Raw genomic sequence first — 16279 nt, forward strand, 5'->3', positions numbered from 1 at the left:
CTCGTGCGTGGGCCCGGGCGAATCCGCCCGGGCCCACGGCTCACTCCGTGACGTTGAGTGGAATCAGCCGATCAGCAGGTCGCTGACCACGGCCGCGTGGTCGGAGTAGAAACGGCCGGGGCCGTGCTGGGGAAGTCGCTGGCCCACGACGAAGGACCGCGTCGTGCTGACGGTGCGGCCCTTGGCGAAGACGAAGTCGATGCGGTCCGGCATGATCATGTGGTCGTACTCCGGTTGCGGGCTCCAGGTTCGTCCGGGAGCGGAACACACATCGGGATTGGCGGCCCGGAAGGTGTCCACGAAGCCGGCATCGGTGAGCTTCTTCGTGGTCCGCAACGGGAACGCCATGCCGAAGTGGTCCCGGCAGCCGGCCCACCCTTGTTCCCAGTCATGGCTCGGAACGGTGTTGAGATCACCGGCGAGAACGGTTGGGTCGGTGTTGCCTCGAAGCATCCGGGGCAACTGCACGTCGACAATGTCGGTGATGTTGGGAAGCTGCCTGCTCTCTTCGGCCGCCACGACGTCCGCGGTGCTGTGTGGTGGCTTCTTGCCCGCCCGGACGTTGTGAGCGTTCTCGTCGACCAGATCACCGATCCAGGGATTGCTGTAGGACAGCCAGGTGTCGAAGAGGTTGAGCTGGCGGCCGTTGGGCAACCGGACCCGGACCCCGCCGAGGTTGAAGTCGCTCACCACGGACCCGGTGGGCTTCGGGTAGACCTCGACGACCGGGTAGTGGGTGAAGATCCAGAGGTTGTCGCTGGCTCCCGAGGTGATCCGGGTCGCCGAGTACACACCCTTGCCCGCACGCCGACTCAGCCCGGTCCGGATCTCCTCGGCCGATCCGTAGGTCTCAATGGCGAAGAAGACATCCGGCTGGAGCGCGACCAGCTGGTCGATCAACCGCGGCAGGTTCTGCGCACCGCCCACGGCCGGGTCCTTGCCGCCGTGCCAGATGTTCCACTCCAACACCCGAACCGGGACGGCCGCGCTCGCGTTGGCGCTCCCTGCCAGTGGCAGCAGCCCGAGAAGCAACACGAGCGGGGCCATCAGCACCCGGGACCATCCCCGCAACCGGGAACGTCGGTATCCCTCCGGCTCGCTACGCCGCCAACTGCTCTCGAGCACGTCTTTCTCGACTCGCACCGCGCGATGACACCACAGTCGCGCGGTGCCTTGACCGAACCCGCGGTTGCCCGCGGATGAACATCTTCGCATTGTCCGAAGATCTCGTCCGAGGTGTCGCGCTGCTGAAGGCACACGGCCGTGCCTGCCAACCGCCGCCCCGGGATCACCACCGTCCCGTCCGGGCCGGTCCCGCACCCCCACCGCCCAGCGGCACCGACTCGCCTCCATCGTGGTGGCCCACGCCATCGGACGCTCCGGGACACGCCGGGGACTACCATTCCGGCTATGGTGCGTGTTCCCCTGACCGCCGAGGAACGCCGGCGCGGTGAGCGGCTGGGCGCCCTCCTCCGTTCGGCCCGCGGTGGGCGGAGCATGGTGGACGTCGCCGCCAGGGCCGGGCTGTCCCCGGAAACCCTGCGCAAGATCGAGACCGGCCGGGCGCCGACTCCCTCCTTCTTCACGATCGCAGCGGTCGCCGCCGCGTTGGACATCTCCCTGGACCAGCTCGTTGTGGCCTGCGGGCAGGACCCGTCGGTCTCCGCCCCGGCCTGGTAGGGCCCGCTCAGCGCCGGGTGAGGACGACCGGGCCGTCCTCGGTGACGGCAACGGTGTGCTCGACATGGGCGGCGCGGCTGCCGTCGGCGGTCCGCTGGGTCCACCCGTCATCGCCGGTCCGGTACTCGTCCCGACCACCCGCCAGGAACATCGGCTCGAGCGCCAGCACGAGTCCCGGCCGGAGTCGTAGTCCCCGGCCGGGCTGGCCTTCGTTCGGTACGAACGGGGCCTCGTGCATCTCCCGCCCGATGCCGTGTCCACCGTAGGCGGCCATCAGGCCGTAGCCGGCGGTGCGACCGATGCTTCCGATGGCGTGGGCGATATCGCCCAGCCTGGCACCGACCTGTGCTGCTTGAACACCTGCGGCGAGGGCACGTTCGGCGCACTCGATCAGCTCGTGGTCCGCCGGATCTGCCGTGCCAACTACGAAGCTGATGGCGGCATCACCATGGAGGCCGTCGATGGAGGCACCGCAGTCGACACTGAGGAGGTCTCCGTCGGTGAGGTGGTAGTCGTTCGGGATCCCGTGGACGACGGCATCGTTGACCGAGGTGCACAGACACCCGGGATAGGGCATCGGCGCCCAGGACGGGTGGTAGTTCAGGAACGAGGGTTTCGCACCGGCGTCGCTGATCACGGACCTGGCGAGTTCGTCGAGTTCACGCAGGGAAGTTCCCGCCTCGGCGCGGCTGTGCACGGCGGCGAGCGTCTCCGCCACCACACGTCCCGCCGCACGCATCGTCTCCAGCTCGGCGGGTGTCTTGAGTTCGATCACGGGCGTTCCCCCGACGCGTTCGACCATCCGGTATTACTTGACCGGTATTATTATAACGTATTCGGGTCCGTGCCGGATCCCCCGGCTCGGACCTGACACCCCGCGGCTACGCCACCGCTCGAGAGCCACGACCATCGCTGGCGATCAGGCACCCGGATCACTCGTCAGGGGCGTTCGGTAGTGAGCACCCCGGGACAACTGCTACCCTAAGTAGTGATTTGATCACCTCTGGTGACACTAGATCGGTGCGGCCGTTGTTGCCGAATGTCCGGGCCGGGGAGGGCCCGTCGGGGGTGACGGGGGATGTCGATGCTGCCTGGTCGCCAGGTCGACCAGCGTCGCGGCTCCGGTGAGGCGCTGCTTTCCGAGATCGTCGCCGACCCGCTCGGCGGCGTGTCCCCTTCCGTCTACGAGACCGCCCGCCTCGTGCGCCTGGCACCGTGGTTGGCCGGTCATCGAGAGCGGTTGCGGTTCCTGCTCGACCGTCAGCACCCGGACGGCACCTGGGGCGGTCCGGGTTGCTATTCCCTGGTCCCTACCCTCAGCGCCACCGAGGCCCTGCTGGCACTCCTGGTCGGCGCCACCCCGGTCCGGGCGCCAGCAATGGCGCGGCCGGCAATGGCGAGCGCCATCCGCCGCGCACTGGGAGCGTTGTCCGACTGGCTGGTGCCGGGCAACCACACACCGGTTCCCGACACCATCGCGGCAGAGCTCGTGATTCCCGCGCTCGTGGCGGATGTCAACGGCCATCTGGAGCACCTGGCCGCACACCGGGTCGCCGAGCTCTCCGGCTGGTGCGTGCCGGGTCGCCTGTCGATGCCGCCCGGAGTCGACGAGGGTGTGCTGCACCAGCTCCGGGACATGATCCGCCACGGCCGGACGCCACCCGCCAAGCTCCTGCACTCGTTGGAGGCTCTCGGCCCGATCACCCGGGGCGCCGCCGTCGTTCCGCACGAACACGGTGTTGTCGGCTGCTCCCCTGCCGCGACCGCGGCCTGGCTCGGGCGACCACCCGCCGGGCGACACCAGGACTCCGTCGAGTACCTGCGTGCCGTGCAGGAACGGCATGGCGGACCGGTGCCCGGTGTCGCGCCGGTGCCCTTCTTCGAGCTGAGCTGGGTTCTCGCCGCACTGACCGCCGACCTGGTGCCGATGGTGCCCCCAGCGCTGCTCGACCGGCTCTACGCCGCGGTGGGACCCGACGGTGTTCCCGCAGGCCCCGGGCTCCCCCCGGATGCCGACGACACCGCCACGGTGCTGTGCGTGCTGGCCCAGTGGGGTCGCCCGGTCCCGCCGGACTGTCTCTGGTCCTACCGGGGCAATGCCCACTTCTCCTGTTTCCACGCCGAACGAACCCCCTCCATCAGTACGAACGCGCACGTTCTCCAGGCGCTGGGAATGGCCGTGAACCGAGGACTCCTGCAAGGACGGCACGCGGAGAACGCGATCGACGAGCTCGTGTCCTGGCTGGGCAAATCCCAGCAGGACGAAGGGAACTGGTGGGACAAGTGGCACGCCTCGCCCTATTACGCGACGGCGTGTTGCGCACTGGCGCTCGCGCGCCATGGCGGGGAACGAGCCGCACGGATGGTGGAACAAGCGGTCGACTGGGTGCTCGGGACCCAACGTGACGACGGCAGCTGGGGACGCTGGGTGGGTACACCCGAAGAAAGTGCCTATGCCATACAGACCCTGCTGAGGGCACCCGCATCCGCTCCGGAGAAACGTCTGAACCACGCCGTGGCACGGGGTTACACGTTCCTGGAAGCCACGCGGGCGGAGCATGACCACCTCCCGCTGTGGCACGACAAGGATCTCTATGCCCCGCTTCGCGTCGTGCAGGCGGAGGTGATGGCGGCGATCCATCTCACCAGGACGAGCGCCCGCCTGACTCCCGCACCACGACGACCTTCGTAGGAGTTGGGAAGGAGCAACGATGAGTTGGAACGAGTTCCGGCTTCGTTTCACGACGTTCTCCTTTCTCGACTCCCTGACCGACAGTGCGTCCGGTGTCTTCGAGGTTCGGGCACGCGATCCTCGGCGGCTGCTCGTGTGGCATCCCGACGCGATCGAGGCGATCTTCCGCGTCGATCGGCGGATGGGCCACCTGCCGAGTGGCACGTTGGGGCCATTGTTGGGTAGGCAGTCCCTGCTGTGGCTGGACGGACCGCGGCACTCCCTCTATCGGAAGGCTCTCGGCCCCGCGTTGTCCGGTCGGCAACTGGACGGTTGGCGCGACATCATCAGTGGCACGGTCCACAGCGCTGTCGACGCCCTGCACCCCGGCGCGGTCGTCCCGTTGGCCAGCTGGGCCAGGAGCCTCACCCTTCGGGTCATCAGCCACCTCGTGTTCGGCCGCGTCGAAGGGGAACTGCTCACCGCGTTGCGGGCCTGGGTCGAGGGAGTCCTCGGCTCGCGCTCACGGACCCTGGCCTACCACTACCTTCGGGTCCATCCGTCGCTGCTCGCCCTCCGAGGTACGTTCCACCGACTGCGTCCCAACCTCGACCGGATGTTGCTGGCCTCGGGCCGGGCGGCAGAGTCACGGTCGCTGTCCGCCCTCTTGCTCGCGGAGGGGCCACTCGCCCCCCTCGAGGACGCCGAACTCCGGGACCAGTTGCTCTCCCTGCTGTTCGCGGGTCACGAGACCACCGCGTCGGCCACGGCGTGGACGCTTTATCTGCTGTCCCAACACGAGGAGGTGCAACACGACGTCCTGGACGAGGTGTCGGGCACATCCGCCGACGGGTGGGACGCGGGGGAGCTCCCACTGCTGCACGCCGTGGTCCAGGAGGCCATGCGGGTGTGCCCGCCAGCGCTGGTCGCCGGGAAGCGGGTGCCCCTCAAGGAGACGGAGCTGGATGGCGAGGTGGTGCGGCCGGGAACGGTCCTGACCCCATGCATCTACCTGGCACATCACCGGCCGGACGAGTTTGCCAGCTCGGAGCGGTTCGACCCGCGGCGGTTCCTCGACCAGCGGCTACCGGCCCGGCATTACTTACCCTTCGGTGGGGGCACGAGACGCTGTTTGGGCAGTGATCTCGCGCTCCGCGAGATCCGGTTGGTCGTGGCCGCGGTGCTCCGGCGTCGACAGCTGCGCTGCGTCAACCCCGGCGCCGGCGTTCGTCAGCTTCGCGGTCCGACCATGGCTCCTTCGTCCCGCCTCCGCATGGAGGTCACGGCATGTCGGGACTGACCGGTGCCCGACCGAGGGTTGCCAGGTGGTCGGACCTGGCCCATGCGCATAAGCTGGTTTTCCCTTTCCCTATATACTATTTCTGCCATGCGGGCTGGGGAGCGGGCTATGTGTCAGGTGGCTACGGGGACGTCCTTGCCGTGCCCGTCGTGCTGGCACTGACCGCCAACCTCCTGGCCATCGTGGGTGGCGCGGCCCTGAACGCAACGGTCGACTTCCGAACGGACAGTCACAACCGCGGTAAGGAACGCATTGCCCGCGCGGTGATCCGCCTGGGTCCGAGGAACGTTCTGGCGTGGAGCGCGGTGGAGATCGCACTTTCCCTCTTGCTCGCCGCGTTCTCCACCCTGTTGACCGGAAACCTCGACACAGTGGCCGCGGTAACCCTGATGATCGCCCTCGGCCTGCTCTACGACCTGGAACCGGTGCGGCTCAAAAGGCGCGGGTTCCTCAATCCAGTTGCACTCGGGCTTTCCGCGGGGCTGCTTCCCGCTGTTGCCATCGCGAGCGCCGTCACCGCGCATATTCCAGCGGCGGTGTGGCTGGTCTTCGCCGGCTTGGGGGTCCTGGTTGGTGCGCGAGCGCTCTGGTGGTCGTTTCCGGACCGACACGGTGACTTGGCCACCGGGATGCGAACACCGACGGTGCGTTACGGGACCGGCGCCACGGGGCTCATCACAGCCGTGGCGGCTGCGGTCGGACTCGGCCTGCTCGGCTGGGGCGTGTGGTGGCGCTACGGCCCGGCCTGGATGGTACTGGCCGTCGTGGTGGGCGGGGTCTTCCTCGTTCCCGTCATCGCCGTGTTGTGCCGGTCCGGCAAGCACCAACCCGACGCTGCCCTGCTGCGCCGACACCATCTTCTCCTTGCCGCACTGGCCGATGTCGTGCTGGTCGCACTTCCCTTCCTTGCTTGAGAAACTGTCCCGTCGGCACGAAAGCGATGGCATGCGCCCGGCACATTCTGCGGTCAGGGCTTGCGGCCCAGTGCGGCGTAGCCGGCGAACCGTTCGGCGTTCAGGTCCATCTCCTCTTCCGGACGCCAGAGCGGGACGGGCACCACACCGGGTTCGACGATGTCGAGCCCCGTCAAGAATCCTTCGACCTGCCGCAGGGAACGGAAGGTCAACGGCAGCACGGGGGTTCCGTACATCCGTTCCACCATCGAGAATCCAGCGAGCATGCTCTCGTCGTGGCCGGTGTGCGACATCGAGAGGTAGCTTCCCGGGGCAAGCCGGTCCAGATAGGAGCCGATCATCCCGGCGGGGTCGTCGGCGTCGGACACGAAATGCAACACGTCGGTCAGGAGCACGGCCACCGGTTCGTCCAGGTCGAGCAGGCGGCCCCGCTCGATGGCCGCCAGCACGCGGTCGGGCTGGCACAGGTCGGCGACGACGGCGCTGGCGCGGCTCGCACCACCGCCGCGAGCCAACAACATCCGGCTCTCGTTCACCACCACCGGATCAATGTCCACATAGACCACGCGGCTGGTGGGACCGTGGGCGCTCGCCACCTCGTGCACGTTCCCGGCGGTGGGCACGCCGGACCCCAGGTCGAGGAACTGCCGCACCCCGGCGCCGACGAGGTGGCGGACCACGCGCCGCAGGAATGCGCGGTGCACCCGCACGATGTAGGGCAGCTGTGGCACACCCAGCTGTACCTGCTGCGCGACCGCGCGGTCCACGGGGCTGTGGTGGATCCCGCCCAACCAGTAGTCACGAATGCGAGCCGTACTCGGCTGCTCCGGGCCGTTGACGCCCGGGGCCCACACCGCCCGTCCCACCGTGGTGACCCTCTCCTGTCGATGATCACTTGGCCGCGTGCGAAGCGCACCCTAGCCCAGGTGATCTTCCCCGGAAAGGGGGAAACAAGTACTTGCGATGGAAACAACCGCCATCAGGGGAACATGACGTGCGGCGAAAGAAATCCTTTTCAGATCCGCCGAGTGTGCTGTTTGCACGACCAGCGCGTGCGCCGCTGCCTCCTGGGTCGTTCCCTACAGGGGGTCACCAAGACGGGTCACTGAAACCCGACGGTGCCTCAGCCACCTCGCGAGCCGGATGGGCGTCGTGCCCTGCGTCGCGCCATGGGAGCGCCGGAGTTGATCCTGTCGGTTTCCGCGCGCTCCTCCGCCTGGGAGATCGCCCATGCGGCATTGATCAGGGCGACGTGACTGAACGCCTGGGGGAAGTTGCCGAGCAGCTCGCCCGTTGCCGAGTCGGCCTCCTCGGCGAGCAGGCCGAGGTCGTTGGCATGACCGGCCGCGAGCTCGAACACCTCCCGGGCCCGCCGCACCCGCCCCACGACCGCGAGGGCCTCGGCGAGCCAGAACGTGCACGGGAGGAAGGCGCCCTCACCACCGGGCAGCCCGTCCACCCCGCTGGTGGTCAGGTAACGCCGCACGAGGCCACGCTCGTCGGTGAGGCGGTTGGCCACCGCGTCGATCGTGGCGAGCACCCGCGGGTCGGTGGGGGGCAGGAAACCCACCCGGGACATCAGCAACGCCGAGGCGTCCAGTTCGGTGGAACCGAACGACTGGGTGAACGCCCCGGCCCGCCGGCTCCATCCCTCTCGCTCGATCACCCGCCGGAGCGTCAGCGCGGTCTCGGACCAGTCCGGCACCCGGTGCTCGGCGCCGAGGCGCTCGGCGAGGTCGACTCCCTGGTGCACCGCCACCCAGCACATCAGCTTCGAGTGCAGGAAGTGCTGTGGGGTACCGCGGATCTCCCAGATCCCGTGATCGGCTTCGCGCCAGTGCCGGGCGGCGGCGTCGACCACGGCGACGAGGAAGCGGCGCAGCGGTGGAGCCAGCTCCCCCAACTGCTCCCGGAGCCGGTGCGCGGCGCCGATCAACTCACCGTAGAGGTCGAGCTGGGACTGCGACCACGCACCGTTGCCGATCCGCACCGGCCTGCTCCCCCGCCACCCGGCCAGGTGAGGCAGGATCCGTTCGGAGATCTGCCACTCGCCGCCGACGCCGAACAGGATCTGGAGGTGTTTCCCGGGTTCGTAGCTGGCCTCGGCCTCGGCCAGGAAGGTGAACAGGTCGGCCGCCTCGTCGGGACACGCGGCGACCCACAGCGCCCGCATCGTGAGGCTGGCGTCGCGTATCCACGCGTACCGGTAGTCCCAGTTGCGCTCGCCCCCGATCTCCTCGGGCAGGGATGTGGTCGGTGCGGCGATGATCGCGCCCGTCGGCTGGTAGCTCAGCGCGTGCAGCAGCCGACCGGAAAGGTACACCTGGTCTCGATAGGGGCCCTCGTAGGTCTGGTGGACCCGCGACCACTCCCGCCAGGCCGCGGCGGTCGTCTCCAGGTGCCGTTCGATCTCCGTGCCGGGTAGTGCCGAGAGCGCCGTCTTGCCCTGCCGGCTCCATTGCAGGGCGAAGTTCGCCCGTTCTCCCGCGCGCAGTTGCGCGCTCGCGAGCACGGCCCCGTCCTGGACCACGACCGGGATCGGGCTGGTGAGCAGCAGCTGCTCGTTCCCGTTCCGGGCGAGGGCGCCGCCGCGCGTCAGCTCGATGCCGGGGACGACCTGGCCGTAGTCGGGGCGGGGTTGGAAGCGCATCTCGACCTCGACGCTGCCGTCGAGGCATTCCGCGCTTCGCAGTAGGACGTGGGGTGCCACGGCCCCGAGCCGGTGCGGGTCCTTGGTCTCCCCCAGGGCCATCGTGTCGATGACGCGGAGCTTGCCGGTCCGCGTCTGGAACACGGTCTCCAGCACGAACGTGTCGTCCCAGTAGTGCCGGGATACCGCGGTGCAGCCGACCGCGCACAGTGACCAGTGTCCGGCGGCGGGATCGAGCAGCGCCGCGAACTGGGACGGGCTGTCGAACCGGGGAAAACACAGCCAGCTGACCGTGCCGTCCTTGCCGACCAGGGCTGCCGAATGCCGGTCGGACAGCAGGGCGAGATCGGCCAGCGGTGACCAGCTCGGGTGGATCTGCAGGTCCGGCACCACGGCCTCCTCATCTACCCCGCTCGATACCTGCCCATTGTCCGCCTGACCTGCGGTTCCGTGGGGATCATCGACGGCGATTCGCGAGGGGTTGACCTGGTCGGGGTCCGCGGATGACACGGGTCAACGCGTTCTTACCCGGAACCTGGAACGGTGGGAGACCCCTAGCCGCGGGACCTCTACCGAGCCACTCTCGCTACTTTCCGCAACTGCTTGTAGCTCGGTCGAGTGAGAACCGGTCACCGGGGTACGTCGGCCGCTCCTGCTTGGGCGGATCCTGGGTCGGGTAGCCGAAGGAGCAGTGGCATCCGCCGCGGAAAGGGGGAGCCATGCGTAGCCGTGCACGTCTGGCCGGCCACGCCGTACACCCGATGCTCATCGCGTTCCCGCTGGGTCTGCTGGTCACGGCGGTCATCTTCGATGTGCTGTTCTATGCCAGCGCGCGGGACAGCTTCGCGGTCGTGGCCGCACACACCACCGCGGCCGGTGTCATCGGCGGTGTGGTGGCGAGCTTCTTCGGTTGGGTGGACTGGTACGCCGTGCCCAGCCGCACCCGCGCCAAGCGCGTCGGGCTGCTCCATGGTCTGGGCAACATGGCCGTTCTGGTGTTGTTCGCCATCAGCTGGATGCTGCGGTTGGACCAGCCGACCTGGCAGCCACCGGTGCTCGCCTTCGTGCTGGCCGTCGTCGGGTTGGTGGTGGCCACGATCGCCGCGTGGCTGGGCGGTGAGTTGGTCGAGCGGCTGGGGATGGGTGTCGACGAGAGCGCGAACCTCAACGCGCCCAGCTCGCTCGCCCGGCCCTCGCACTGATGCGTTGCATGCCCGTGTCGGCAGGAGCAACCCTGCCGACACGGGCATGCCCGCCTGGTGCGCTCAGCCCAGCGAGCGCCGGGAGACCGGGAAGTCGAAGTAGGTGTCAGGGTAGGGCTCGTCGCGCAACGTGAAGTGCCACCACTCCAGCGGATAGTTGACGAAGCCAGCCTCCTCCAGCGCGTGCTTCAGCCGCAGCCGGTTCTCGCGTACTTCTCCCCTGATCCTTGGGTCCTCGGTGTGGGCGAGGGTGTCGAAGCAGTCGAAACCGGTGCCCGTGTCGACGCTGTTGTCCGGGAAACGTTCCCCCACGGGTGCGTAGCAGGGCTTCAGCGGCTCGCCCGGGATGTAGGGACGCTGCGGCCACACCGGAAGACGCACCAGCGTCACATCAAAGGTACTTCCCCTGCTGTGGCCCGACTTTTCGGCGATGTAGCCGTCCTCGAACAGCCGGGACTTGTCGACGCGCGGGTAGAACTCTGCCTTCATGCGCTGGTCATGCAGGCGCAACGCCCAGCGGACGAAGTCATCCACCGCGCGCTGCGGCCGGTAGCAGTCGTAGACCTTCAGGCTGTAGCCCTGCCGCAGCAGTTTCTGTTGGGCCGCGTGCAACGCGGACGCGGCCTGCCGGGTCAGCAGGCACTCGGGCTCGCGGTAGCCGTGCACCGGCCGGCCGACGAAGTTGTGGAAGCCTGCGTAACGAATCTCCTGGAGGATCGTGGGGTTGACGTCTCGGATCGCCACAAAGTCCGGGGGGACTTCGGTTTCGGCTTGGGCCAGGGCCACCGGGCTGGTCGCACCGAGACCGACCAGCAGGATGACTGCTGACAGACACCGAGCCCACCAACGGACTACTCGCTTCCGCCTCACTCCCATGGGCAGATGGTATTCGGAATTGGATCCGCTCCCTCGAGAAGTATCCGTTGCTCGGTCGCGGTGACCTCGAACCGCCAGCGCTCCAGCGCGGGACACCCGTGCTCTTGCCACCAGCGGTACGCGGACTCGACCTCATCCCACAACCGGCGCGGCCCGAACTGCCGGACGATGTTCGCTCCGCTGCTGTTTCCGGGAGCCACTGTGGTCCAGGAGCCGGTCACGGGGTCGACGAACCACACGACACCGTGTTTCAGGCCGTGCTCACCGCGCTTCCAGAATCGCCAGCGGCAGGAGGGAACCCGGACGCCAACGGTCCAACGGGCACCTTCGTCATGGATCGGGTCGACCGGCGACATGGCGGTGATCGCCTGCTCGGCACAGGGGTCGTCCCATCGCAGGTCATCGAGGTCAGGAAGGGGGCAGCGATGGGTGCGAAGCTCCATGAAACCGACTCGTTGGGGCGCGACCTTTCCGAGTGCCGTTCCGTTCTCGTCCACGCGGTAGCGCACGAGCGGGCCGGAGGTGAGGTCCGTGCGGACCGGGGCGATGATGACCGCGCCGGGCCGGCACTGTTGGACCCAGGCGTAGGGCAGCTTGCCCAGCTGGGCGGTTGCGGTGGCGATGACGCGGTCGTACGGGGCCGTCTCCGCGTACCCGTCTCCCCCGTCACCGGTGACGACGAGTGCCCGGCCGGCAAGACGTCGGTGGGCGCGCCCGGCCAGCGCTGGGTCGACTTCAACCGTGACGACCTGGCCCGCGGGACCAATCTGGGCGGCGATGAGGGCGGCGTTGTATCCGGTGCCGGCGCCGATTTCCAGGACCCGGTGCCCCCGTTGGGCGTCGAGGGCATCGAGCATCCCGAGCATGGACGAGGGCATGGACGACGAGCTGGTGGGCCGGTGTCCGATCCGCGGCCAGGTGGTGGAGCCATCGTCGAACTGCGTGAGGAGCACGCGGTCGGAGTACACCGCCTCGGCCCACCCGTCCGGGTCGGTGCCGCGGTCGATCGGGACGACGCCGGCCTCGGTGTCGAGCCACGCCCGGTCCGGGATGAAGCGAGCGCGGTCGACGGAACGGAGGGACGAAGCCCAGGCGGGCGGGAGGTTCCCGTCCGCCTGGACCGCGTCGGCCAGCGTGTCGGGGCTGGTGGTCACTCGTCGCCTTTCCCGTACCGGTCGGGATCGATGTCCTCCGGCCCCTTGCCGGTGGCCTTGTCGTCCTGCACGTCATGCGCGCCGTTACCGTTCTTGCCGTCCATCCCAACCTCCCTCGTGTTGCGGGTCTCGGTTGCCGCGCTGGTGGGAGCATCACCGGCACCACAAGCGTGATCGCACCTGCTGTGAGAAGACCCTTCGCCGCTGTCATGAAGCAGGGCACGCACGGCGCACGTTCGGTTGTCTTCTCGATGTGGATACGGTCGAGGTCGATCCCGCACAGGGTGGTGAGCGGATCCTGGTCCGGCAGCGGGAACGCGTGCACCTGGGTGCGGGACAGCGAGCCGGGAAAGCCGACGAGCCAGAATTCGAGGGTGCTCACCGAGGGCGCCTCCGAGCCGGCCGGCACACCGTCCCCGGCACCGACGTGGCGAGACGGACCCGCACCCGCCGGGCCCGCAGCCGGGCCATCCTCCGGTCCCACTCCTCAGCCTCGGCCGGCGTCAAGAGTTGCCACACCCGAAAATCCATCGCGTCTGCCTCCGTCGTTGATCAGTGGAGGTGACGCTATGGGCAGGCCGCTGCCAGGGAGTTCACAAACTGTGAACGCTCAGTTCACACCGAACCGGTTACGCAGGGAACCCAGCTCCCACGAGCGGATACGGGCTCGGTTCTCCAGCTCCGCGAGCAACTCTCGGACGACCGAATCATGACGGACCCGGATCGGGTTGCAGCGATCTGCCCGGTCGAGGTATCGGATCGCGTCGGAGTCCCGCGCTCCACTTTCCTGCGCCAGTGACCGCGCCAGATCCAAATAGAGGTTTCCGACGCGTCCCGCGCTGTCGAGGCTATCCAGGTCGAGATTGGCGCGCATAGTGCGTTCGTATGCCCCCGCGCCCTCTTCCAACTCGACCCCGATCGACAGGTGCCAGACCGCGACGTTGGTGGGCCCAAAGTGCGTTCGTAGGGTGTTGCGTTCTCCGGTGCGTTCAGCGACACGGCGCGCTTCGGCAAGGTGTCCCTGGACCTGGTCGGATTGGCCTAGACGCGCCGAGTGCAACGCGGTGGTCAGGTGCATGAGCCCGTATGCCTCGGCGGTTCGAGGTTCCGGCACCGTAGGGTCAGCGATGGGCTCCAGCTCATCAATCGCGCCGGACAACACCGTGGTGACTCGACGCCGGGCGCCGATCCGCTGGAGTGCGAGCGCTCGAAACCAGGTGGTAAACCCGATCAGGAAGGGATCGTCCAGTCGCCGGGCGGCATCGTAGCCACGCCGCGCCGCTTCCAGCGCCAAGTCGGTGTGACCGACCGCCTTGGCGACGGCGTAGGCCACGAAACATGCCTCGACCAGCAGCGTCCATGCCTGCCGCTTCGTGTTGTTGTCGCTGGTCATACTGAGGATTTGCAGTTCGGTCATGATTTGGCCGAGATCGCGGCCCGCGGTGTCGTAGCGGGAGTGGTCTCGTGCGTGGTTCGCCTCGTGGACCAGCGAGGTCAGTGCGGTGATCGGGCGAGCCGGCTCATCTGGAACGTCATCCAGGGTGCAGTCGTGAAGCGCAAGCTCGATCGTAGGGATCGCGGCCAGCGCCTCAGCGCTGCGTCGATCGGACGGGCCGTAGGGCTCCCCTGTGAGGTCAATAACCGAGCATCCGAGTGCTTCGGCCACCCGGTCGATCAGGCTGCGGCGTTCGAACCGGTGCTCACCGCTCTCGAGCATCGACAGGTAGGACTTGGAGATCCCGGCCAGCCCAGCGACAACATCCAGACTCATGCCGCGCCGCCTGCGGATCATCCGCGCGCGTGCGCCGATGTCCGGCGGCCGCAGCTCCGGCTTCTTGACTTTGGCCATGGCGGTACTCCTCGCCTGCAGAGTCCCTGCCCGGCCCCGGGGCGGCCGTCCAGAACCGCCGCCCCGGGTCCTGCCTCGGCAGAGAGGCGTCACCGACCGTACCCAGAGAGCGACGCACTCGACAGGGTGAGCCCGCTCCTCACGCCCCTGACGACCCGATCACCACCGGGCGCGGCGCCTCGTAGAGGGTCCGCTTCCCGTCACCATCGACCGCCACGAGGCGGGGCAGGTTCGGTCCCCGCCCGTAGTACGTATGAGTCGCCACGGGCTCGGACGTCGTGGTGCGGGTTCCGTCACCGAAGTGCCACTCGAACTGCTGGCCTCCGCGCCGCGCCGCCACCGAGGCATCGAACGAGACCGTCAGCCCTGGCGGCCCCGACACCTCAGATACCGCAAACCCCTGTTCCTGGGGCTCCGATCCGAGACCGAACCAGCTGCGAAGGCGCGGGTTCAACAGAAAGTTCTCCGCGTACTGGCGAGCGCCTTCCACGTTCGGATGACCAATCGCCGCAACAAGACACTGCGGCGGGTTGCTGCTCATCGCGGGACAAGCGAAGGCCCGCAGCGACGCCGCCCGGTCAGTCGCCGGGTAGGACCACAGCTTCGGGTTCTCCGCCAACACCGCGTTTTCCCGGGTGAACAACCCGTCCGTGGCCACGGCGTAGGGGCCGTCGGCGGACTTGGCGTTGGCTTCCTCGACCGCCTGCCGGTATGCCTCGGCCGAGTAACGCGCGTACTCCTCGAACCGCTCAGCCGCGCGGCCGAGCAGGCCACGGCACCGCGAAGCCTGCTCGGCCGTCAGGCCATCCGTCGCGCAGGGCTGCCACGAGACAGGGAAGCTCTTCCGGCTGTACACGTAGTAGAGGTTGACCACGATGACCTTCGGGTGGCCGGGCAGCGAGTGTGCCTTCTCGATCGCCTCCCGCATGCCTCGCCCCCCATAGCCGGCGCTCCTACCGCTGAAGAACGGCACGTTCCTGGCGGGGTTCTGCGCCTCGGCGCCCGCTCCCGAGCACTCCCGCTGCACCGCGGCCGGCAGGTCCTCGGTGCCCGGCATGATCCCCAGCGGAATGCCGAAGAGAGCGTCGATGTCGTTGACGCAGCCGTCCAGCATGACCAGGTCGATCCCGTATCCGCCGGCACGCGCGTTCGCGCCCGCCTTCTCCAACTGGCAGAAGACATCCGGCATGTTCTGGGTGATCTCGCCCATCTCCATCTCGCCGTCGCCGTCCGGATCCTGCGGGTACTTTTCCCGCAGACAGGCCGAGTCGTCATTGCCGGCCGGCAACTCCGGGGCGTCGAGCACCGCCCCGGAAATCGAGTAGTTGTGGACCTCGAAGCCGCGTCCGGTGGCCGAACCGAGCCGTTGCGCGGTCAGGTACGGGAACTTCTGGTCGTGGTCCAGGCCCTGTCCCCAGACCACCGAGTCACCGGCCGCCACCACCCGCACCGGGTCGCAACCGCGCGCCAGCCGCTCGCGCCACACCTTGCCGAAGTCGCTGGTGAGCCCGGCCGATCCCAGCACCCTGGCGTCCACCCGCAGCTCGGCCTCGGCGGGCACCTCCGCGTAGGGCAGCTCGAACTCCGCGGTCGCGATGCTGCCCTGCATGGTGAGACGACCCGTGCGGCGTTCCTCGTCACCCGCCCGGACCCGCCACTCGACGTCCGTGTGGACCGCCGCACCGGGCGGGAAGTAGACCGCCAGCCGCCCGCGCACCGGCGCATGGCAGGTCGGGTTGGGGGCCAGGTCAACATCCAGAATCAGCGGGTAGTTCCCCAGTACCCCCGCGCTCGCCGTCGCGGGCACCAACCCCGCCATCACCGCGACGCCCAATAACACCGTCAAGGTCGCACGTAACCGCGCCACCGCGCGCGGCCGTTCCGCTGATCGCACGCCGATCCCTCCTCCTGCCGGGTAACAAGATCAACAAGGAGTTGATCTTAAGTGAGAAGGTTTCGACTTTCGCCGACGGAACAGACGAG

General features: G+C 68.4%; 13 protein-coding genes. 5 read left to right on the forward strand and 8 right to left on the reverse strand.

The features are described from left to right. Positions 1 to 63 precede the first annotated feature (63 nt). Positions 64 to 1143, reverse strand: a complete 1080-nt coding sequence (locus tag IEY55_RS08195) for an endonuclease/exonuclease/phosphatase family protein (RefSeq protein ID WP_229686170.1) — start codon at positions 1141 to 1143, stop codon at positions 64 to 66. 267 nt (positions 1144 to 1410) lie between these two features. Here IEY55_RS08195 and IEY55_RS08200 point away from each other — a divergent pair, with 267 nt between their 5' ends. Then, positions 1411 to 1680 carry a helix-turn-helix domain-containing protein gene (locus IEY55_RS08200; protein ID WP_189055617.1) on the forward strand — a complete coding sequence of 90 codons (270 nt, stop codon included), beginning with the start codon at positions 1411 to 1413 and terminating at the stop codon, positions 1678 to 1680. A 7-nt stretch (positions 1681 to 1687) separates the two neighbouring features. On the opposite strand, the gene map is transcribed toward IEY55_RS08200, so the two are convergent. Next, positions 1688 to 2455 carry a type I methionyl aminopeptidase gene (map, locus tag IEY55_RS08205; protein WP_189055619.1) on the reverse strand — a complete coding sequence of 256 codons (768 nt, stop codon included), beginning with the start codon at positions 2453 to 2455 and terminating at the stop codon, positions 1688 to 1690. 303 nt (positions 2456 to 2758) lie between these two features. Between map and IEY55_RS08210 the strand changes: the two genes are divergently transcribed. Genes IEY55_RS08210 through IEY55_RS08220 form a run of 3 tightly spaced genes read left to right on the forward strand, consistent with a single transcriptional unit; the run spans position 2759 to position 6565 of the window. Then, on the forward strand, positions 2759 to 4372 hold the full coding sequence (locus IEY55_RS08210; RefSeq protein WP_189055620.1) for a prenyltransferase/squalene oxidase repeat-containing protein: 1614 nt from the start codon (positions 2759 to 2761) through the stop codon (positions 4370 to 4372). Between the two features lie 19 nt (positions 4373 to 4391). Further along, the gene (locus tag IEY55_RS08215; RefSeq protein ID WP_189055622.1) at positions 4392 to 5651 is read left to right on the forward strand and encodes a cytochrome P450; all 1260 of its coding nucleotides are present in this window, start codon (positions 4392 to 4394) and stop codon (positions 5649 to 5651) included. Then, entirely contained in the window at positions 5639 to 6565 is a 927-nt protein-coding gene (locus IEY55_RS08220) for a UbiA prenyltransferase family protein (RefSeq protein ID WP_268239288.1), read from the forward strand. Before IEY55_RS08215 ends, IEY55_RS08220 begins: the two co-directional genes overlap by 13 nt. A gap of 53 nt (positions 6566 to 6618) precedes the next feature. Here the strand turns inward: IEY55_RS08220 and IEY55_RS08225 are convergent, their stop codons facing one another. Continuing rightward, positions 6619 to 7431 (reverse strand): SAM-dependent methyltransferase, encoded by an 813-nt coding sequence (locus IEY55_RS08225; protein ID WP_189055626.1) that lies wholly within the window; start codon positions 7429 to 7431, stop codon positions 6619 to 6621. A 257-nt stretch (positions 7432 to 7688) separates the two neighbouring features. Then, positions 7689 to 9605 carry a glycoside hydrolase family 15 protein gene (locus tag IEY55_RS08230; protein ID WP_229686171.1) on the reverse strand — a complete coding sequence of 639 codons (1917 nt, stop codon included), beginning with the start codon at positions 9603 to 9605 and terminating at the stop codon, positions 7689 to 7691. A 329-nt stretch (positions 9606 to 9934) separates the two neighbouring features. Here IEY55_RS08230 and IEY55_RS08235 point away from each other — a divergent pair, with 329 nt between their 5' ends. Further along, positions 9935 to 10417 carry a DUF2231 domain-containing protein gene (locus IEY55_RS08235; RefSeq protein ID WP_189055628.1) on the forward strand — a complete coding sequence of 161 codons (483 nt, stop codon included), beginning with the start codon at positions 9935 to 9937 and terminating at the stop codon, positions 10415 to 10417. A 63-nt stretch (positions 10418 to 10480) separates the two neighbouring features. On the opposite strand, the gene IEY55_RS08240 is transcribed toward IEY55_RS08235, so the two are convergent. The 4 genes from IEY55_RS08240 to IEY55_RS08255 all read right to left on the reverse strand — a co-directional run bounded on the left by IEY55_RS08240 (position 10481) and on the right by IEY55_RS08255 (position 16190). Continuing rightward, complete coding sequence (locus IEY55_RS08240; protein ID WP_189055630.1) at positions 10481 to 11293, reverse strand: M15 family metallopeptidase; 813 nt, start codon at positions 11291 to 11293, stop codon at positions 10481 to 10483. Then, positions 11284 to 12447, reverse strand: a complete 1164-nt coding sequence (locus tag IEY55_RS08245) for a methyltransferase domain-containing protein (protein WP_189055632.1) — start codon at positions 12445 to 12447, stop codon at positions 11284 to 11286. The genes IEY55_RS08240 and IEY55_RS08245 overlap by 10 nt, the downstream gene beginning before the upstream one ends. 610 nt (positions 12448 to 13057) lie before the next feature. Next, positions 13058 to 14296 (reverse strand): helix-turn-helix domain-containing protein, encoded by a 1239-nt coding sequence (locus tag IEY55_RS08250; RefSeq protein ID WP_189055634.1) that lies wholly within the window; start codon positions 14294 to 14296, stop codon positions 13058 to 13060. A 139-nt stretch (positions 14297 to 14435) separates the two neighbouring features. After that, positions 14436 to 16190, reverse strand: coding sequence for a PKD domain-containing protein (locus tag IEY55_RS08255; RefSeq protein WP_229686172.1), 1755 nt, complete (start codon positions 16188 to 16190; stop codon positions 14436 to 14438). Positions 16191 to 16279: the final 89 nt, after the last annotated feature.

Origin of the sequence: Longimycelium tulufanense (assembly GCF_014645795.1) — a bacterium.
GTDB lineage: Bacteria > Actinomycetota > Actinomycetes > Mycobacteriales > Pseudonocardiaceae > Longimycelium > Longimycelium tulufanense.